The sequence below is a fragment of the Streptomyces nigra genome (assembly GCF_003074055.1).
Lineage (GTDB): Bacteria > Actinomycetota > Actinomycetes > Streptomycetales > Streptomycetaceae > Streptomyces > Streptomyces nigra.
Window position 1 is genome coordinate 1,599,772 of sequence record NZ_CP029043.1, and the last position, 19,921, is coordinate 1,619,692.

General features: G+C 75.0%; 15 protein-coding genes and 1 pseudogene. 14 read left to right on the top strand and 2 right to left on the bottom strand.

Annotated elements, in window-relative coordinates; all coding sequences use genetic code 11:
• The first annotated feature begins 39 nt into the window (after positions 1-39).
• From DC008_RS07455 to cobC, 13 genes and pseudogenes are all read left to right on the top strand, one after another.
• Positions 40-1,002, top strand: a complete 963-nt coding sequence (locus DC008_RS07455) for a cobalamin biosynthesis protein (RefSeq protein ID WP_108706262.1) — start codon at positions 40-42, stop codon at positions 1,000-1,002.
• Entirely contained in the window at positions 999-2,507 is a 1,509-nt protein-coding gene (locus tag DC008_RS07460; RefSeq protein WP_108706263.1) for a cobyric acid synthase, read from the top strand. Before DC008_RS07455 ends, DC008_RS07460 begins: the two co-directional genes overlap by 4 nt.
• On the top strand, positions 2,504-6,157 hold the full coding sequence (gene cobN / locus DC008_RS07465; protein WP_108706264.1) for a cobaltochelatase subunit CobN: 3,654 nt from the start codon (positions 2,504-2,506) through the stop codon (positions 6,155-6,157). Before DC008_RS07460 ends, cobN begins: the two co-directional genes overlap by 4 nt.
• Entirely contained in the window at positions 6,154-8,151 is a 1,998-nt protein-coding gene (locus DC008_RS07470; protein ID WP_108706265.1) for a putative cobaltochelatase, read from the top strand. Before cobN ends, DC008_RS07470 begins: the two co-directional genes overlap by 4 nt.
• Complete coding sequence (gene cobO / locus DC008_RS07475; protein WP_108706266.1) at positions 8,151-8,750, top strand: cob(I)yrinic acid a,c-diamide adenosyltransferase; 600 nt, start codon at positions 8,151-8,153, stop codon at positions 8,748-8,750. Before DC008_RS07470 ends, cobO begins: the two co-directional genes overlap by 1 nt.
• On the top strand, positions 8,747-10,096 hold the full coding sequence (locus DC008_RS07480; protein WP_108710597.1) for a cobyrinic acid a,c-diamide synthase CobB: 1,350 nt from the start codon (positions 8,747-8,749) through the stop codon (positions 10,094-10,096). Before cobO ends, DC008_RS07480 begins: the two co-directional genes overlap by 4 nt.
• Positions 10,093-10,824, top strand: coding sequence for a precorrin-2 C(20)-methyltransferase (cobI, locus tag DC008_RS07485; RefSeq protein ID WP_108710598.1), 732 nt, complete (start codon positions 10,093-10,095; stop codon positions 10,822-10,824). Before DC008_RS07480 ends, cobI begins: the two co-directional genes overlap by 4 nt.
• A gap of 40 nt (positions 10,825-10,864) precedes the next feature.
• On the top strand, positions 10,865-11,683 hold the full coding sequence (cobM, locus tag DC008_RS07490; protein ID WP_108706267.1) for a precorrin-4 C(11)-methyltransferase: 819 nt from the start codon (positions 10,865-10,867) through the stop codon (positions 11,681-11,683).
• Entirely contained in the window at positions 11,680-12,918 is a 1,239-nt protein-coding gene (gene cbiE / locus DC008_RS07495; RefSeq protein WP_108706268.1) for a precorrin-6y C5,15-methyltransferase (decarboxylating) subunit CbiE, read from the top strand. Before cobM ends, cbiE begins: the two co-directional genes overlap by 4 nt.
• Complete coding sequence (cobJ, locus tag DC008_RS07500) at positions 12,915-14,615, top strand: precorrin-3B C(17)-methyltransferase (protein WP_108706269.1); 1,701 nt, start codon at positions 12,915-12,917, stop codon at positions 14,613-14,615. The genes cbiE and cobJ overlap by 4 nt, the downstream gene beginning before the upstream one ends.
• Positions 14,612-15,214, top strand: coding sequence for a precorrin-8X methylmutase (locus tag DC008_RS07505; protein ID WP_108706270.1), 603 nt, complete (start codon positions 14,612-14,614; stop codon positions 15,212-15,214). The genes cobJ and DC008_RS07505 overlap by 4 nt, the downstream gene beginning before the upstream one ends.
• Positions 15,211-16,143, top strand: a complete 933-nt coding sequence (locus DC008_RS07510) for a sirohydrochlorin chelatase (RefSeq protein ID WP_108706271.1) — start codon at positions 15,211-15,213, stop codon at positions 16,141-16,143. The genes DC008_RS07505 and DC008_RS07510 overlap by 4 nt, the downstream gene beginning before the upstream one ends.
• A pseudogene (gene cobC / locus DC008_RS07515) lies at positions 16,133-17,190 on the top strand (Rv2231c family histidinol phosphate aminotransferase CobC). The gene DC008_RS07510 and the pseudogene cobC overlap by 11 nt, the downstream one beginning before the upstream one ends.
• 52 nt (positions 17,191-17,242) lie before the next feature.
• Here the strand turns inward: cobC and DC008_RS07520 are convergent.
• Positions 17,243-18,151, bottom strand: coding sequence for an SCO1860 family LAETG-anchored protein (locus DC008_RS07520; protein WP_108706272.1), 909 nt, complete (start codon positions 18,149-18,151; stop codon positions 17,243-17,245).
• Between the two features lie 276 nt (positions 18,152-18,427).
• On the opposite strand from DC008_RS07520, the gene DC008_RS07525 reads away from it, so the two are divergent.
• Positions 18,428-18,823 (top strand): carboxymuconolactone decarboxylase family protein, encoded by a 396-nt coding sequence (locus DC008_RS07525; RefSeq protein WP_055621385.1) that lies wholly within the window; start codon positions 18,428-18,430, stop codon positions 18,821-18,823.
• A gap of 4 nt (positions 18,824-18,827) precedes the next feature.
• On the opposite strand, the gene DC008_RS07530 is transcribed toward DC008_RS07525, so the two are convergent.
• The gene (locus DC008_RS07530) at positions 18,828-19,919 is read right to left on the bottom strand and encodes an amidohydrolase family protein (RefSeq protein ID WP_108710599.1); all 1,092 of its coding nucleotides are present in this window, start codon (positions 19,917-19,919) and stop codon (positions 18,828-18,830) included.
• Positions 19,920-19,921: the final 2 nt, after the last annotated feature.

Below are 19,921 nucleotides of genomic sequence, written 5' to 3' on the forward strand. Positions count from 1 at the left end.
TACCGGACCCCTGTCTGACGCCACCACCGGCTGAACCCCGTGCGTGCCGAACGCGTCTTCGCGTACGGCGCCGCCGCCGGACTCCTCGGTGACCTGCTGCTCGGCGATCCACGCCGGGGGCATCCGGTCGCCGCGTTCGGACGTGCCGCGGGCGCCGTGGAACGGGTGTTGTGGCGCGACCACCGCGCCTGGGGTGTGCTGCACACCGCCGTGTGCGCCGGAGGCGCCGTGGCGGCCGCCGCGCTCGCCGCCCGCGCCGTGCGCCCCTCCCCCGCCACCTCCGTCGCCCTGACCGGCGCCGTCACCTGGGCCGTCGTCGGCGGCACGTCGCTCGCCCGCGAGGCCCGGACGATCGGGCGCGCCCTGGAGGCCGGAGACGTCGACGCGGCACGGGCGCGGCTGCCGCACCTGTGCGGACGCGACCCGCAGGCGCTGGACGCCGACGGGATCGCGCGGGCCGTCGTGGAGTCCGTCGCCGAGAACACCTCGGACGCCGTGGTCGGCGCACTGGTGTGGGGAGCCGTCGCCGGCGTGCCGGGCCTCGCGGGCTTCCGGGCCGTCAACACCCTCGACGCCATGGTCGGGCACCGCTCCCCCAGGTACCGCCGCTACGGCTGGGCCTCGGCACGCCTCGACGACGTCGCCGGCTGGCCGGGCGCCCGACTGACCGCCGCGCTGGCCGCCGTCGCCGGGGGCGATCCCCGGGGTGCCGTACGGGCCTGGCGGGCCGACGCCCACCGGCATCCCAGCCCCAACGCGGGCCCCGTGGAGGCCTCGTTCGCGGGGGCGCTCGGCGTGCGGCTGGGCGGGACGCTGTCGTACGGCGGCCGGGTGGAGCACCGGCCCGTGCTCAACGGCGCCGCAGGACGGGCCGTCGAGGTCGGGGACATCGAGCGGGCCGTCCGGCTCTCGCAGCGGGTGGGCGTGCTCGCGCTGGGCGTGTGCGCCGGCGCCCGGCTGCTGCCGGGGCGGCGGCGCGGGACGAGAGGAAGGACCTCGTGAACGGTGGACTCCTGGTCGCCGGCACCACCTCCGACGCCGGCAAGAGCGTCGTCACCGCCGGGATCTGCCGGTGGCTGGTGCGGCAGGGCGTGAAGGTGGCGCCCTTCAAGGCGCAGAACATGTCGCTGAACTCCTTCGTGACCCGCGAGGGCGCGGAGATCGGGCGCGCGCAGGCCATGCAGGCGCAGGCCTGCCGGGTGGAGCCGACCGCGCTGATGAACCCCGTGCTGCTCAAGCCCGGCGGCGACCGCAGCAGCCAGGTCGTGCTGCTCGGCCGGCCGGTCGGCGAGATGAGCGCCCGCGGCTACCACGGCGGCAGGCAGGAGCAGTTGCTCGGCACCGTGCTCGACTCGCTCGCCGAACTGCGGGGCGCGTACGACGCGGTGATCTGCGAGGGCGCGGGCTCCCCGGCCGAGATCAACCTGCGGCGCACCGACATCGTGAACATGGGGATCGCCCGCGGCGCGGACCTGCCCGTGCTGGTCGTCGGCGACATCGACCGCGGTGGTGTCTTCGCCTCGTTCTTCGGGACCGTGGCGCTGCTGGCGCCCGAGGACCAGGAGCTGGTCGCCGGGTTCCTCGTCAACAAGTTCCGCGGGGACGTCTCGCTGCTGGAGCCGGGCCTGGACATGCTGCACGGCCTGACCGGCCGGCGGACGTACGGCGTGCTGCCGTTCCGGCACGGCCTCGGCATCGACGAGGAGGACGGCCTGCGGGTGTCGCTGCGCGGCGCGGTGCGCGAGTCGGAGGTGGCCGCCCCGGTCGGCGAGGACGTGCTGCGGGTCGCCGTGTGCGCGGTGCCGCTGATGTCCAACTTCACGGACGTCGACGCCCTCGCCGCCGAACCGGGCGTCGTCGTGCGGTTCGTGGACCGGCCGGAGGAGCTGGCCGACGCCGACCTGGTCGTCGTGCCCGGCACCCGCGGCACCGTGAAGGCGCTGCGCTGGCTGCGCGAGCGGGGGCTGGCGGCGGCGCTGGTGCGCCGGGCCGCCGAGGGCCGGCCGATCCTCGGGATCTGCGGCGGTTTCCAGGTCCTCGGCGAGCACATCGAGGACGACGTCGAGAGTCGCGCCGGCCATGTCGACGGCCTCGGTGTGCTGCCCGTACGGGTGCGGTTCGCCCGGGAGAAGACCCTGACCCGGCCGGTCGGCGAAGCGCTCGGCGAACCCGTCGAGGGCTACGAGATCCACCACGGCGTCGCCGAAGTCCTGGCGGGTGAACCCTTCCTGGACGGCTGCCGGGTCGGCCAGACCTGGGGCACCCACTGGCACGGCTCGCTGGAGTCGGACGGCTTCCGGCGTGCCTTCCTGCGGGAGGTGGCGGCCGCCGCGGGCCGCCGCTTCGTGCCGGCGCCCGGCACCTCCTTCGCCGCGCTGCGCGAGGAGCAGCTCGACCGGCTCGGCGATCTCATCGAACACCACGCGGACACGGACGCGCTGTGGCGGCTCATCGAGTCGGGCGCGCCGCGAGGACTGCCCTTCATCCCACCGGGAGCGCCCGCATGAGCACTGTGTTGTTGCTGTCGACCGCCGACACGGACCTGCTGGCGGCACGCGCCGGCGACGCCGCGTACCGGATCGGCAACCCGACCCGCCTGGACGTCGGGGCCGAACTGCCCGCGCTGATCGAGGGCGCCGACATCGCCGTCGTACGGCTGCTGGGCGGGAAACGGGCCTGGGAGGACGGGCTCGCCGTGCTCGAGGCGTCGGGGGTGCCGACCGTCCTGCTGGGCGGCGAGTCCGTGCCGGACGCCGAGCTGATGGCCGAGTCGTCGGTGCCGGCCGGTGTGGTCGCGGAGGCGCTGAAGTACCTGGTGGCGGGCGGCCCCGCCAACCTCACCGAACTGGCCCGGTTCCTGTCCGACACCGTGCTGCTGACGGGCGAGGGGTTCCTGGAGCCGCGCCCGATGCCCGAGTACGGCGTGCACGGCTCGCGTCCGTGGCAGGACGGCCGGCCGACGGTGGGCGTGCTCTTCTACCGGGCCCACCACCTCTCCGGCAACACCGCGTTCGTGGACACGCTGTGCGACGCGATCGAGGCCCGGGGCGCCAACGCGCTGCCCGTGTACTGCGGTTCGCTGCGCGGCGCGGACGACGGGCTGTACGAGATCCTGGGCCGGGCCGACGCCCTGGTCGCCACCGTCCTCGCGGCGGGCGGCACCCACGCCTCGCAGGCCTCCGCGGGCGGCGACGAGGAGGCCTGGGACATCGGCCGGCTCGCCGAGCTGGACGTGCCGGTCCTGCAGGGGCTGTGCCTGACGTCCTCGCGGGCCGCCTGGAAGGAGTCCGACGCGGCGCTGTCCCCGATGGACGCGGCGATGCAGGTGGCGATCCCCGAGTTCGACGGGCGCCTGGTCACCGTGCCGTTCTCGTTCAAGGAGCAGGGCCCGGACGACGTGCCGGTGTACGTGGCCGACCCGGAGCGGGCCGCGCGGGTCGCCGGGATCGCCGTCCGGCACGCCCGGCTGCGGCACAAGCCGAACGCCGAGAAGAAGCTGGCTCTCGTCTTCACCGCCTACCCGACCAAGCACTCCCGCGTCGGCAACGCGGTCGGCCTGGACACACCCGCCTCGGCGGTACGGGTGCTGGACGCGCTGTCCGAGGCGGGCTACGCGCTCACCGAGTACCCCGACAACGGCGACGAGTTGATCCACCGGCTCATCGAGGCCGGCGGGCACGACGTCGAGTGGCTGACCGAGGAACAGCTGGCGTCGGCGCCCGCGCGGGTGCCGCTCGCCGACTACACGACCTGGTTCGACACGCTGGACGCGGACCTCAAGCAGGCCATGCTGGACGCGTGGGGCGAGCCGCCGGGCTCGCTGTACGTCGACGGCGACGACATCGTGCTGGCGTCGCTGCAGTTCGGGAATGTCGTCGTGATGATCCAGCCGCCGCGCGGCTTCGGCGAGAACCCCATCGCGATCTACCACGACCCGGACATGCCGCCCTCGCACCACTACATGGCGGCCTACCGCTGGCTGGAGAACAGCTTCGGCGCCGACGCGATCGTGCACATGGGCAAGCACGGCACGATGGAGTGGCTGCCCGGCAAGGGCCTCGGGCTGAGCCGCGGCTGCGCCCCGGACGCCGTCCTCGGCGAACTGCCTCTGGTCTACCCGTTCATCGTGAACGACCCCGGCGAGGGCACCCAGGCCAAGCGGCGCGGCCACGCCACCGTCGTCGACCACCTCGTCCCGCCGATGGCCCGCGCCGACACCTACGGCGATCTGGCCAAGCTGGAGCAGCTGCTGGACGAGTACGCGCTCGTCTCCGATCTGGACCCGACGAAGGCACCGGCGGTGCGCGCGCAGATCTGGACGCTGGTGAAGGCGGCCGAGCTCCACCACGACCTGCATGTCGACGAACAGCCGGACGACGACGCGTTCGACGAGTTCGTCATGCACATCGACGGCTATCTGTGCGAGATCAAGGACGTGCAGATCCGCGACGGGCTGCACATCCTGGGCGGCGGCCCGGTGGGCGAGCCGCGGGTGAACCTGGTGCTGGCGGTGCTGCGCGCGTCCCAGGTGTGGGGCGGGCAGGCGAACGCGATCCCCGGGCTGCGGGCCTCGCTGGCCGCCCACTTCGGCCTGGCGGAGGCGGAGTTGCTGGCCGAGCCGGGGGCGCCGGTGAAGGTCCCGGCCGAGCTGACGGACCTGGTGGACGGCCCGGCACGCACGGCGTCCGACGCGATCGACCTGCTGGAGCAGCTGTGCCGGCGGATCGCGGAGGGCCTGGAGGACCGGGACTGGGCGGTCGCCGAGAGCCGCGACGTGCTGCGGGCGGTCCTCGGCACCGACCTCCCGGACGCCCTGCGGGTGCTGGAGTTCGCGTGCGCCGAGGTGGTGCCGCGGCTGGCCCGCACCACGGACGAGATCGGGCACATCCTCAAGGCGCTCGACGGCGGCTATGTCCCGGCGGGCCCCTCCGGCTCCCCGACCCGCGGTCTGGTCAACGTGCTGCCGACCGGCCGGAACTTCTACTCCGTCGACCCCAAGGCGATCCCGTCCCGGCTGAGCTGGGAGGTCGGGCAGTCGCTCGCCGACTCGCTGGTGCAGCGCTACCTCCAGGACACGGGCGAGTACCCGAAGTCCGTGGGCCTGACGGTGTGGGGCACTTCGGCGATGCGGACGCAGGGCGACGACATCGCGGAGATCCTGGCGCTGCTGGGCTGCCGCCCGGTGTGGGACGACGCCTCGCGCCGGGTCACCGGCTTCGAGGTGGTCGGCCTGGCGGAGCTGGGGCGGCCCCGCATCGACGTCACCGTCCGGATCTCCGGGTTCTTCCGGGACGCGTTCCCGCACGTCGTCGGGCTCATCGACGACGCCGTGCGCGCGGTCGCCGAGCTGGACGAGCCCGCCGAGCACAACTTCGTGAAGGCGCACGCCGACGAGGACACCGCCGCGCACGGCGACCGGCGGCGGGCCACGGCCCGGGTCTTCGGCTCGAAGCCGGGCGCGTACGGCGCCGGGCTGCTGCCGCTGATCGACGCCCGCAACTGGCGTTCGGACGCCGACCTCGCGGAGGTGTACGCGGTCTGGGGCGGCTACGCCTACGGGCGCGGGCTGGACGGACGGGCGGCGCGCGGCGACATGGAGACGGCGTTCCGGCGGATCAACATCGCCGCGAAGAACGTCGACACCCGTGAGCACGACCTCGTCGACGCCGACGACTACTTCCAGTACCACGGCGGCATGGTCGCGATGGTGCGGCATCTGACGGGCACCAGCCCGGAGGCGTACGTGGGCGACTCGGCCACGCCCGACCAGGTGCGCACCCGCACGCTCGGCGAGGAGACCCACCGGGTGTTCCGGGCCCGGGTGGTGAACCCGCGCTGGATGGCGGCGATGCGCCGGCACGGCTACAAGGGCGCCTTTGAGATGGCGGCGACCGTCGACTACCTGTTCGGCTACGACGCCACGGCCGGCGTGGTCGACGACTGGATGTACGAGAAGCTCTCGGCCACGTACGTCTTCGACGCGGAGAACCGGGACTTCATGAAGAAGTCCAACCCGTGGGCGCTGCGCGGCATCACCGAGCGGCTGCTGGAGGCCGCCGACCGCGGCCTGTGGGCGGAGCCGGACGCGGAGACGCTGGACCGGCTGCGGGCCACCTATCTGGAGCTCGAAGGCGACCTGGAGGGCGACGAGAAGTGACCACCCCCTTTCCTTTCACGGCCGTGGTCGGCCAGGACGACCTGCGGCTCGCGCTGCTGCTGAACGCCGTGTCCCCGGCGGTCGGCGGGGTGCTGGTGCGCGGCGAGAAGGGCACCGCCAAGTCGACGGCGGTCCGGGCCCTTTCGGCCCTGCTGCCGGAGGTGTCCGTCGTCGCCGGGTGCCGCTTCTCGTGCGATCCGGCGGCCCCCGACCCGGGCTGCCCGGACGGGCCGCACGAGGCGGGCACGGGTGCCTCCCGGCCGTCCCGGATGGTCGAGCTCCCCGTCGGCGCCTCCGAGGACCGGCTGGTCGGCGCCCTGGACATCGAGCGGGCGCTCGCGGAGGGCGTGAAGGCGTTCGAGCCGGGCCTGCTCGCCGACGCGCACCGCGGCATCCTGTACGTCGACGAGGTGAACCTCCTCCACGACCACCTGGTCGACCTGCTGCTGGACGCGGCGGCGATGGGCGCCTCGTACGTGGAGCGCGAGGGCGTCTCCGTGCGGCACGCCTCGAAGTTCCTGCTCGTCGGCACGATGAACCCCGAAGAGGGCGAGCTGCGGCCGCAGTTGCTGGACCGGTTCGGGCTGACCGTGGAGGTCGCGGCGTCCCGGGAGCCGGACCAGCGGGTGGAGGTCGTCCGGCGGCGCCTCGCGTACGACGACGATCCGGCCGGTTTCGCGGCCGGCTGGGCGGACGAGGAGGCGGCCGTACGGCAGCGCATCGTCGCGGCACGGGAGTTGCTGCCGTCGGTGCGGCTCGGTGACGGGGCGCTGCGGCAGATCGCGGCGACCTGTGCGGCGTTCGAGGTGGACGGGATGCGGGCCGACATCGTGATGGCCCGGACGGCCGTCGCGCTGGCCGCGTGGGCGGGGCGCACCGACGTGCTCGCGGAGGACGTCCGGCAGGCGGCGCTGCTCGCGCTGCCGCACCGCAGGCGCCGCAACCCCTTCGACGCGCCGGGCCTGGACGAGGACAGACTGGACGAGACGCTGGAGGAGTTCGGCGGCCCGGACGACGACGATCCGGACCCGGACCCCGGCCCGGACGGCCCCGGCGGAGGCGGCGGTCAGCCGGAACCCGACGACGCGCCCCAGGGCGACGGCGACACCGCGGCCCGCCCCGAGGCCGGCGAGGACGGGCGGCCGCACGCCTCCGGGGGCGGCGAGCACTCGCCCGTACGGGCCTCGGAGCCCTTTCGCGCCAAGGTGCTGAGCGTGCCCGGCATCGGTGAGGGGGCCGCCGGGCGGCGGTCGCGGGCGCGGACCGAGCACGGGCGGACCACGGGCGCCCGCCGCCCCAAGGGCGCGCTGACGAAGCTGCACCTCGCGGCGACCGTGCAGGCGGCGGCGCCGCACCAGCGGGCGCGCGGACGGTCCGGGCCGGGCCTGGTCGTGCGCCGGGACGATCTGCGGCAGGCCACCCGTGAGGGCCGCGAGGGCAATCTCGTGCTGTTCGTGGTGGACGCCTCCGGGTCGATGGCGGCCCGGCAGCGGATGAGCGCCGTGAAGGGGGCCGTGCTGTCGCTGCTGCTGGACGCCTACCAGCGGCGGGACAAGGTGGGCCTGGTGACCTTCCGGGGGTCGGCCGCCGAGGTCGCGCTGCCGCCGACGTCGTCGGTTGACGCCGCGGCGGCCCGGCTGCAGACGCTGCCGACGGGTGGGCGCACCCCGCTCGCCGCGGGGTTGCTGCGGGCCCACGAGGTGCTGCGGGTGGAGCGGCTGCGCGATCCCGCGCGCCGGGCGCTGGTGGTGCTGGTGACGGACGGGCGGGCCACCGGCGGTCCCGAGCCGGTCGCGCTGGCCGGGCGCGCGGCGCGGCTGTTCGCGGCCGACGGGGTCGCCTCGGTCGTCGTGGACTGCGAGTCGGGCCCGGTGCGGCTCGGTCTCGCCGGGCAGCTGGCGGGCGAACTGGGCGGTACGGCCGTGACGCTGGACGAGCTGCGCGCGGACAGCATCGCCGGACTGGTGAAGGACGTGCAGAGGAGGGCCGCGTAATGCCGCAGGGACAGCCGAGTGTGGTGCCGGACGACGGGTTGACGACACGTCAGCGGCGCAACCGGCCGCTGGTGGTCGTGCACACGGGCATCGGCAAGGGCAAGTCGACCGCGGCCTTCGGGCTGGCGCTGCGCGCCTGGAACCAGGGGTGGCCCATCGGGGTGTTCCAGTTCGTGAAGTCGGCCAAGTGGAAGGTCGGCGAGGAGAACGCGCTGCGGGTGCTCGGTGCCAGCGGCGAGGGCGGCACCGTCGACTGGCACAAGATGGGCGAGGGCTGGTCCTGGGTGCAGCGCGACGCGCAGCTCGACAACGAGGAGAAGGCCCGCGAGGGCTGGGAGCAGGTCAAACGGGACCTGGCCGCAGAGACGTACAAGCTGTATGTGCTGGACGAGTTCGCCTACCCCCTGCACTGGGGGTGGATCGACACCGACGAGGTCGTGGAGGTGCTGCGGGCCCGGCCCGGCACCCAGCACGTCGTGATCACCGGGCGGAACGCGCCGGAGAAGCTGGTCGCGTACGCCGATCTGGTGACCGACATGTCCAAGGTGAAGCATCCGATGGACGCCGGCCAGAAGGGCCAGAGGGGCATCGAGTGGTGAGCCCGTCCGTCCCCCGGCTGGTCGTCGCCGCGCCCTCCTCGGGCAGCGGCAAGACCACCGTCGCCACCGGGCTGATGGCCGCGTTCGCCGCGCGGGGGCTCGCCGTGTCCCCGCACAAGGTGGGCCCGGACTACATCGACCCCGGCTATCACGCGCTCGCCACCGGGCGGGTGGGCCGCAACCTCGACGCCTATCTGTGCGGCGCCGACCTGATCGGCCCGCTGTTCCGGCACGGGGCGCGGGGCTGCGACATCGCCGTGGTCGAGGGCGTGATGGGGCTGTTCGACGGGGCCGCGGGCGAGGGCGAGCTGGCGTCCACGGCGCAGGTCGCGAAGCTGCTGCGGGCGCCGGTGGTGCTGGTCGTGGACGCGTCGTCGCAGTCCCGTTCGGTGGCGGCGCTCGTGCACGGGTTCGCGTCCTGGGACCCGGAGGTGCGGATCGGCGGGGTGATCCTCAACAAGGTCGCCTCCGACCGGCACGAGGAACTGCTGCGGGAGGCGCTGGACGCGGCGGGTGTCCCGGTGCTGGGCGTGCTGCGGCGGGCCGCGCCGGTGGACACGCCGTCCCGGCATCTGGGCCTGGTCCCGGCCGCGGAACGGCACGCCGACGCGGTGGAGGCCGTGGCGGCGATGGGGGCGCAGGTCGAGGCGGGATGCGATCTGGACGCCCTGCTGGCGCTGGCGCGCGGCGCCGGGCAGCTGGCGTGCGACGCCTGGGAGCCGCCGGCCGTCGCGCCGGTCGGGCGGACGGTCGTCGCCGTGGCCGGTGGACCGGCGTTCACGTTCTCCTACGCGGAGCACGCCGAACTCCTCGCCGCCGCCGGGGCCGACGTCGTCCCCTTCGACCCGCTGCGGGACGAGGGTCTGCCGGACGGCACGGCCGGGCTGGTGATCGGGGGCGGGTTCCCCGAGGTGTACGCCGCCGAGCTGTCCGCGAACGAGCCGCTGCGCAAGGCCGTCGGCGATCTCGCGGCGAGCGGCGCCCCGGTGGCCGCCGAGTGCGCGGGGCTGCTGTATCTGTGCCGTGAACTGGACGGGCTGCCGATGTGCGGGGTGCTGGACGCCACGGCCCGGATGACCGAGCGGCTCACGCTCGGCTACCGGGACGCCGTCGCCGTCGGCGACAGTCCGCTCGCCGCCGCGGGGACGCGGATGCGGGCCCACGAGTTCCATCGGACCGTCGTCGAGCCGGGCGCGGGGCCGGCGCCCGCCTGGGGCGTGCGCGCACCCGATCGGCGCGTCGAGGGGTTCGTACGGGACGGCGTGCACGCGAGTTATCTGCACACCCACTGGGCCGCCGAACCCGGTGTGGCCCGTCGGTTCGTCGAGAGGTGCCGGACGTCATGAGCAGCAGGCTGATCGGAGTCGGGGTGGGCCCCGGCGACCCGGAGCTGGTGACCGTCAAGGGCGTCAACGCGCTGCGCGCAGCCGATGTGGTCGTCGTCCCCGTGATGGACAGCGGGGAGCGGGGGCGCGCCGAGGCGACCGTGCTGCACTACGTGCCCGCCGAGAAGATCGTCAGGGTGGTGTTCGCGCTGAACGAGCGTACGGACCGCGCCCGGCGGGAGGCCGCCTGGGACGCGGCAGGGCGGCGGGTCGCCGCGTTGCTGGCCGGGCACTCGGCCGTCGCCTTCGCGACCATCGGCGACCCCAACGTGTACTCGACGTTCACCTATCTCGCGCAGACGATCGTCGCGTCCGTGCCGGGCACCGTCGTCGAGACGGTCCCGGGCATCACCGCCATGCAGGACCTCGCGGCGCGCTCCGGTGCCGTCCTGACGGAGGGGACCGAGCCGCTGACGCTGGTGCCCGTCACGGCCGGGGCGGCGGTGCTCAAGGAGGCCCTGGCCGGGCCCGGCACGGTCGTCGCCTACAAGTTCGGGCGCCAGGCCCGCGAGGTCGCCGAGGCGCTGCGCGAGAGCGGGCGCGCCGACGGTGCGGTGTGGGGGTCGGCGCTGGGACTGCCGGAGGAGTCGATCCGGCCGGCCGCCGACCTCGACGACGCCCCGCTGCCCTATCTGTCGACGCTCATCGCACCCGCCCGCCGCGACGGCGGCCGGGGCGGAAAGCTCTGAACCTCCCCTTCTGCCACACCCCTCGAGAGGACCCCACCCCATGGCCGATGCCCGAACCGGCAAGGTGACCTTCGTCGGTGCCGGCCCCGGCGCCGCCGATCTGCTGACGTTCCGTGCCGCCCGCGCCATCGCCGAGGCCGACGTGGTGATCTGGGCGGCCAGCCTGGTCCAGGCGGAGGTCCTCCAGCACGCCCGCGAGGACGCCGAGGTCCTCGACTCGGCGGCGCTGTCCCTGGAGGACGTCGTCGCCGTCTACGAACGGGCCCTCGACGAGGGCCTGAAGGTCGCCCGCATCCACTCCGGGGACCCGGCCCTGTGGGGCGGCACCCAGGAGCAGCTGGACCGGTGCGCGGACCTCGGCCTCAGGACCGAGGTGGTGCCGGGTGTGTCCGCGTTCTCCGCCGTGGCCGCCATCGCGCAGCGGGAGCTGACGATCCCCGAGGTCGCCCAGTCCGTGGTGCTGACCCGGCTCGGCGGCGGCAAGACGCCGATGCCGCCCGGCGAGGAGGTCCGCGAGTTCGCCAAGCACGGCACCACCATGGCGGTCTTCCTGTCGGCCGCCCGCAGCGGGCAGCTGGTGCGGGAGCTGCTGGAGGGCGGCTATCCGACGTCCACGCCGGTCGTCGTCGCCTACCAGGCGACCTGGCCGGAGGAGCTGGTCGTGCGGTGCACGGTCGGGACGCTGGAGGAGACGGTGAAGGAGCACAAGCTCTGGAAGCACACGCTCTTCCTGGTCGGCCCGGCCCTGGAGGCGCACGGCACCCGCTCGCACCTGTACCACCCGGGCCACTTCCACGGGTACCGCAGGGCCGACCCGGCGGCCCGCCGGGCGCTGCGCGAACGGGGGGCCAGTACATGATCACGGTGGTGGGCACGGGGACGGGTGCCCCGCCGCCCCAGGACGTCCTCGCCGGCGCCGAGCTGGTGGTCGGCGGACGGCGCCACCTGGAGGCCGTACGGCTGCCCGCCGCGGCGGAGCGGGTCGTGCTCGGCCCGCTCGCGCCGGCGTTGGACACCATCGCCGCGTATGTCGCGAAGGAGCGCCCCGTCGTCGTGCTCGCCTCGGGTGATCCGGGGTTCTTCGGGATCGCGCGGGTGCTGGCCGAGCGGTTCGGCGCGGAGTGCCTGGATGTGCGGCCGGGGGTGTCCTCGGTGGCGTCCGCGTTCGCGCGGGCGGGCCTGACCTGGGACGACGCGGTGGTCGTCAGCGCGCACGGGCGGGACGCGCGGACGGCCGTGCGGGTCTGCCGGGCGCAGCCGAAGGTGGCCGTGCTGACCGGGCCGGGCGCCGGTCCCGCCGAGCTGGGGGCGGCACTGGCCCGTGCGGACGCGGACCGGGTGCTGGTCGTGGCGTCGGCTCTGGGGTCCGCCGGTGAGCGGGTCGAGCGGGTGACGCCGGCGGAGGCCGCCGCCCGGGACTGGGGTACGGCCGTGAACATCGTGCTGTGTCTCAAGGGCTCCGCCGTCGCGGGTGCCGCGCGCACGGTCGCCGGACCGGAGCGGGGTCCCGCGTCCTGGGCGCTGCCCGAGGACGCGTTCGCGCACCGCGACTCGATGATCACGAAGTTCGAGGTGCGGGCACTCGCGCTGGCCCGGCTCGGGCCCCGGCTCGGCGATCTGGTGTGGGACGTCGGCGCGGGCTCCGGTTCGGTGGCCGTGGAGTGCGCGCGGCTCGGGGCCGCCGTCACGGCCGTGGAGAAGACCGCGGACGGTGTCGCGCGGATCCGGGACAACGCGGCCGCGCACGGTGTGGACGTCCATGTGGTGCAGGGGGCTGCGCCCGACGTCCTGTCCGAACTGGACGCTCCCGACGCCGTGTTCGTGGGCGGCGGGGGGCGGGAGCTGGCCGCCGTCGTCACCGCGTGCGCGCTCCGGGCGCGGCGGACGGTCGTGGTCGCCATGGCGGCGCTGGACCGGGTGCCGGCCGCGCGGGCGGCGCTCATCGACGCCGGATTCGACTGCGACGGGGTGCTGTTGCAGTCGTCCCGGCTGGCACCGCTGCCCGGGGACGTGACCCGGCTGGCGGCCGCCAATCCGGTTTTCCTGTTGTGGGGCGTCAGAAGCCCCGTGGACGGCAAGGGAGTTGCTCAGTGATCGGCCTCATTTCCGCCACCGCGGCGGGGGCGGCGGCGCGGGACCGGCTGGCCGCGGCGTGGCCGGACCGCACCCGGGTGTACGACGGGCCCGTCGGGGACGCCGTACGGCGGGCGTTCGGGGAGTGCGGGCAGCTGGTGTGCTTCCTGGCCACGGGCGCGGTCGTCCGGCTCATCGCCCCGCTGCTCGACGACAAGACGGCCGACCCCGGGGTGGTGTGCGTCGACGAGGGCGGGCGGTTCGCCGTGGCGCTGACCGGCGGGCACGGCGGCGGCGCCAACGACCTCGCGTACGAGGTCGGCGAGGTGCTGGACGCCGAGCCCGTGGTGACGACGGCCACCGACGCCGTGGGGCTGCCCGGTCTGGACACGCTCGGCCTGCCGGTCGAGGGCGATGTCGCCGGGGTGTCCCGGGCGCTGCTGGACGGGGAGCCGGTCGCGCTGCGGGCCGAGGTGGCGTGGCCGCTGCCACCGCTGCCGGCCGGCACCGAGGGCGCGTACACGGTCCGGGTGACGGACCGGCTGGTGGAGGCCGTGGAGCGCGAGGTCGTACTGCGGCCGCCGACCCTGGTCGTCGGCGTCGGCGCCTCCCGGGGCGCCCCGGCCGACGAGGTGCTGACGCTCGTAGGGGACGCGCTGCGCGACGCCGGGCTGTCCGCCGCGTCCGTCGCCGAACTCGCGACCGTCGACGCGAAGGCCGGCGAGCCCGGCATCGTCGAGGCCGCCGAACGCCTCGGCGTCCCCCTGGTCACCCATGCCCCGGACCTGCTGGCCGCCGTCCCGGTCCCCCACCCCTCCGACGCGCCGCTGGCCGCCGTCGGCACCCCCTCGGTCGCCGAGGCCGCCGCACTCGTGCGCGGCGGCGAGCTGCTCGTACCGAAGCGGAAGTCCGAACGGGCCGACGGCAGCCCGGCGATGGCCACCTGCGCGGTGGCCCGGCGGCCGGTGCGCGGCCGGCTCGCGGTCGTGGGCCTCGGGCCCGGGGCCCGCGATCTGCTGACCCCGCGCGCGAAGGCCGAGCTGCGGCGGGCCTCGGTGCTCGTCGGTCTCGACCAGTACGTCGACCAGATCCGCGATCTGCTGCGGCCCGGCACCCGCGTCCTCGAGTCCGGCCTCGGCGCGGAGGAGGAGCGGGCCCGCACGGCGGTCGCGGAGGCCCGCGAGGGGCACGCCGTCGCCCTCATCGGCAGCGGGGACGCGGGCGTGTACGCCATGGCCTCCCCCGCGCTGGCCGAGGCGTCCGACGACATCGACGTGGTCGGCGTCCCCGGGGTGACGGCGGCCCTGGCGGCGGCCGCGGTCCTCGGCGCCCCGCTCGGCCACGACCATGTGTCGATCAGCCTCTCCGACCTGCACACCCCGTGGGAGGTCATCGAGCGGCGGGTCCGGGCCGCCGCCGAGGCCGACCTCGTCGTCACCTTCTACAACCCGCGCTCGCGCGGCCGGAACTGGCAGCTCCCCGAGGCGCTCGCGATCCTCGCCAAGCACCGCACGCCCACCACACCGGTCGGCGTCGTGCGCAACGCGTCCCGGCCCGACGAGTCCGCCCGGCTCACCACGCTGGGCGGCCTGGACCCGGCGACGGTCGACATGATGACGGTCGTCACCGTCGGCAACACCGCCACCCGGGAGGTCGCCGGACGCATGGTGACCCCGCGCGGCTACCGCTGGCAGAGCGCTCAGGAGGGCCCGAGGTGAACCGTGTCGTCCATCCCATCGAGGAGGAGTCCTACCGGCGGATGCGCGCCCGGCTGGACACCTCGCACCTGCCGCCGCTGACCCGGGCCGTCGTCGAGCGGGTCGTGCACTCCGCCGCCGACCTCGACTACGCCGCCGACCTCGTCCTGGACGAGCCGGTCCTGGAGCGGGCGCACGCCGCGCTGCACGCAGGGGCGCCCGTCGTCGCGGACGTCGAGATGGTGGCGGCCGGGATCACCCGCCGGGAGACCGTCTGCCGGATCAGGGACGCCCGGTCCGGGCCCGGACTGACCCGGTCCGCGCACGCCGTCCGGCTGGCCCACGAGCAGGTCGGCGCCGGCGCGATCTGGGTGATCGGCAACGCGCCGACCGCCTTGGAGGAGCTGCTGACGCTGGACGCCCGGCCCGCGCTCGTCATCGGTCTGCCCGTCGGGTTCGTCGGTGCCGTCGAGTCCAAGGCCGCGCTGCGCGCGAGCGGCCTGCCCGCCGTCAGCAACGTGTCCGAGAAGGGCGGTTCGGCGGTCGCCTCGGCCGCGCTCAACGCCCTGCTGTACCACCCCGTTCCACCCTTCCCTTCATCGTCCGAGGAGACATCGTGACCCCCTCCCCGCCCGCCCTGCTCATCGCCGGCCACGGCACCCGGGACGAGGCCGGAGCCGAGGCGTTCCGCGCCTTCGTCCGGGAACTGGGGGACCGGCACCCCGAACTGCCCGTCGCGGGCGGCTTCATCGAGCTGTCCCCGCCCCCGCTGGGCGACGCCGTGACCGGCCTCGTCGAACGCGGGGTGCGGCGGTTCGCCGCCGTGCCGCTGATGCTGGTGTCGGCCGGGCACGCCAAGGGCGACATCCCGGCGGCGCTGGCCCGCGAGAAGGAACGGCACCCCGGGATCACGTACACCTACGGCCGCCCGCTCGGCCCGCACCCGTCGCTGCTGCGGGTCCTGGAGCGGCGGCTCGACGAGGCGCTCGGCACGGCGGACGGCCGCGAGGACGTCACCGTGCTGCTGGTGGGGCGCGGCTCCACCGACCCGGACGCCAACGCCGAGGTGCACAAAGCGGCCCGGCTGCTGTGGGAGGGCCGCGGTTATGCCGGGGTGGAGACGGCGTTCGTGTCGCTGGCCGCGCCGGACGTGCCGGGCGGCCTCGACCGGTGCGCGCGGCTCGGGGCCCGCCGGATCGTCGTGCTGCCGTACTTCCTGTTCACCGGGATCCTCCCGGACCGGGTGCGGCGGCAGACCGAGGAGTGGGCGGCGGCGCACCCGGACGTCGAGGTGCGCTCGGCGGACGTCATCGGTCCGGAGCCGGAGCTGCTCGACCTGGTGTGGGAGCGGTACGAGGAGGCGGTGCGCGGCGATCTGCGGATGAACTGCGACTCGTGCGTGTACCGGATCGCGCTGCCCGGATTCGAGGACAAGGTCGGTCTGCCGCAGCAGCCGCACTTCCACCCGGACGACGACGGTCACCACCACGGGCACGGGCATCACCACGGGCACGGGCATCACCACGGCGGTCACGCGCATGCGCACTGACGGCGGCCACGATCTGCGGCACCACGGCGACGCCGAGGTCCGCGACGACGGATCGGCGCTGGTCGACCTCGCGGTGAACGTCCGCGCGGACACCCCGCCGGACTGGCTGCGGGAGCGGATCGCCGGGACGCTGGGCTCGCTCGCCGCCTACCCGGACGGGCGGGCCGCACGGGCGGCGGTGGCGGCCCGGCACGGGCTGCCGCCCGGGCGGGTGCTGCTGACGGCGGGCGCGGCGGAGGCGTTCGTGCTGCTCGCGCGTGCGCTGAAGGTGAGCCGGCCGGTCGTGGTGCACCCCCAGTTCACGGAGCCGGAGGCGGCGCTGGTGGACGCCGGGCACACCGTGGGCCGGGTCCTGCTGCGGGCGGAGGACGGCTTCCGGCTCGACCCGGCGGCCGTCCCCGAGGACGCCGACCTGGTGGTGATCGGCAATCCGACGAACCCGACGTCGGTGCTGCACCCGGCGGCCACGATCGCCGCGCTCGCCCGGCCCGGGCGGACCCTGGTCGTGGACGAGGCGTTCATGGACGTGGTGCCGGGCGAGCGGGAGGCGCTGGCGGGGCGGACCGATGTGCCGGGCCTGGTGGTGCTGCGCAGCCTGACGAAGACATGGGGGCTGGCCGGGCTGCGGATCGGCTATGTCCTCGCCGCCCCGGAGACCGTCGCCGTGCTGGAGCGGGCCCAGCCGCTGTGGCCGGTGTCCACGCCGGCGCTGGCCGCCGCCGAGGCGTGTGTGTCGCCGCGCGCCCTGACGGAGGCGGCGCAGGCCGCCGAGCGCGTCGCCTCCGACCGGGCGCATCTGCTCGCGGGACTGGAGGCGTTCGCCCCGGCCGGGCTGCGGGTCGCCGGTCCTGCCGAGGCCTCCTTCGTCCTCGTCCGACTGCCGGACGCGACGGCGGTACGGGGGGCGCTGCGCGCCCAGGGGTACGCCGTCCGCCGGGGGACACGTTCCCCGGCCTGGACGAGAACTGGCTGCGCCTGGCGGTCCGGGACCGCGCGACGACGGACGGCTTCCTCCAGGCCCTGCGCCGGGTGCTGCCCTCGGCGTGACAGAGCCCCCGGGCACGGCGTCCCGGGGGCCCGTTCAGGCGTGTGGCGTCCGTCAGTCGCGGCCGCGCCTCGCCAGGGCCACGGCTCCGCCGCCCGCGAGGAGCAGGGCCACCGCGCCGCCCGCGATGTACGGCGTCATGGAGTTGCCGCCGGTCTCGGCGAGGCCCTCGTCGGCCTTCTCGCCCTGCGGCTCGATCTCACCGGCGGGCTCGGTGCCCGGGGCTGCCTCCTCCTCGGGGGCGGCCGGGGTCTCGCAGGTGGCCTTCGCCAGGGTGAGGGTGCCCTCGACCTCGGCCACGTTGAGCTTCAGCGGGTTGACGGAGACCTTGAGCTCCAGGGCCGTGGCGGCGGCCGTCCGAGAGGTCTGCTCGGTCCTGGAGTAGTCGAGGCGCACCTCGCCCACGCCCGGCACCTCGACCTGGGTGGTGCCGCCCGCGGTGAGCTTGACCTTCTTGCCGAGGACGGTGACGTCGCCCAGCAGGTTGGACGTGGCGGTCGGCTTCTCCCCCGCCACACAGGTCGCCTTGGAGGTGACCTGGCCGACCTCGATGAGCGACAGCAGGGGCAGGCCCGGGACATGGACCTTGGCGCGGGCCAGCTCGGTGAAGCCCTCGGCGCGGCCGTCCTCGACGGTGGCGCTCGCCTTGGCGACGTCTGCCTCGACGACGCTGAAGGGCTCGCCGCCGTCGACGCCGTCGAGGCGGGCCGTCAGCGCCGTCTTCTCGGCGCTGCGCGGAGCCTGAACCTCGTTGAGAGACACCGCGAGCGGGACGTTCACGGTCTTGTTGAGCAGGGAGACGTCGAGGCCGGTGCGCAGGACGACGGCGCTCGCCCGGCCCTCGTCCTCGGTCGCCTGGGCCGGGCCCGCAGCGCCGAGGACCGCCGGGCCGGCGGCGAGGGCGGTGGCCGTCGCGAGGGTGGCGAACCGGCGTGCGGGCATGCGGAATTTCTTGCCGTTCAAGGTGGGGACCCCCAGAGAAAACGTGCTCGGGACTCGGCAAGAATCGCGCACCTCGGGTCGGCAGTCAGCGTTCCGCCGCCACTTCACTCCAACGTGACTTTCCCGTGAACCTTTTCGAATCCGGCGGCACGGGTGTTCCCCGAAGTCACCTCCGTACCCTCATCCGGGCGAGCGCCCGCGTGAACACGGGGCGCCGTCGGCGCGGTACGCGTCACCCGGGGCCGTTCCCGTCGTTACGCTGCGTCGACCGGCTCACCGGAACGAGAGGAAGCGCAGATGTCCGACCAGGAGCGGGACTACTCCGCCGCGCTGGGCACGGCCGAGCGACTGCTCGGCATGCCTCTGGAGCGCTTCCTCGATCCCGGCGAGGGCGAGCCCGCCAACGCGGCGGACTTCAAGCGCCTGGCCACCGTCCACACCTTCGGCGACGCGTGGCCGCGCACCGAGGTCCTCGACACGCGCACCCGGGCGCTGGTGTCGGTGACGATCGCCGCGACGCTGGGCACCCTGGAACCGCTGCGCGGACAGCTGCGCATCGCGCTCAACAGCGGGGTCACCCCGGAGGAGATCGTCGAGGCGTTCATCCACATCGAGGCGTACGCCGGTGCCGCGCGGGCCTTCGAGGGCTACGGCGTGGCGCGGGAGGTCTTCGCCGAGGCGGCGTCGGGCTGAGCGGTCAGCCGACGACGCGGCCGTTCAGGACGATGCGGCGGGGGTCCGCGAGGACCCGGACGTCGGCGCGGGGGTCCGTCTCGTAGACGACGAGGTCGGCCGCGGCGCCCTCCTCCAGTCCGGGCCGGCCGAGCCAGGCGCGGGCCGCCCAGGTCGCCGCCGCGAGGGCGTCGACGGCGGACAGGCCGGCGGTGACCAGCTCCGCGACCTCGGCGGCCACCAGGCCGTGCGGCAGGGTGCCGCCCGCGTCGGTGCCGACGAAGACGGGGATGCCGGCGTCGTGGGCGTTGCGGACCGTGTCGTAGCGGCGTTCGTACAGCCGGCGCATATGGGCCGACCAGCAGGGGAACTTGGCCTCGCCGCCGTCGGCGAGCTTCGGGAAGGTCGCGATGTTGACCAGGGTCGGCACGATCGCCACGCCGTGCCCGGCGAACAGCGGGATCAGCTCGTCGGTGAGGCCGGTGGCGTGCTCGACGCAGTCGATGCCGGACTCCACGAGGTCCCGCAGGGAGTCCTCGGCGAAGCAGTGCGCGGTGACCCGGGCGCCCAGCCGGTGCGCCTCGGCGATGCCCGCCTCGACGGCCTCGCGCGGCCAGGTGGGCGCCAGGTCCCCGAGGTCGCGGTCGATCCAGTCACCGACGAGCTTGACCCAGCCGTCGCCGCGCCGGGCCTCCTGGCCGACGTAGGCGACCAGGTCCTCGGGTTCGATCTCGTGCGCGAAGCCGCGGATGTAACGGCGGGTGCGGGCGATGTGCCGGCCGGCCCGGATGATCTTCGGCAGGTCCTCGCGGTCGTCGATCCAGCGGGTGTCGGAGGGCGAGCCGGCGTCCCGGACCAGCAGAGTGCCGGTGTCGCGGTCGGTGAGGGCCTGCTTCTCGGCGGTACCGGCGTCGACGGGGCCGTGCGGACCGAGTCCGACGTGGCAGTGCGCGTCGACCAGGCCGGGCAGGGCCCAGCCCTCGACGGTGCGTACGTCGCGGGCGCCGGCGGGACGGTCGTAGGTGATCCGTCCGCCGACGACCCACAGCTCGTCCCGGACGTCGTCCGGACCGGCGAGGACCCGGCCCCTCACGTGCAGCACCGCGCGTTCGCTCATGC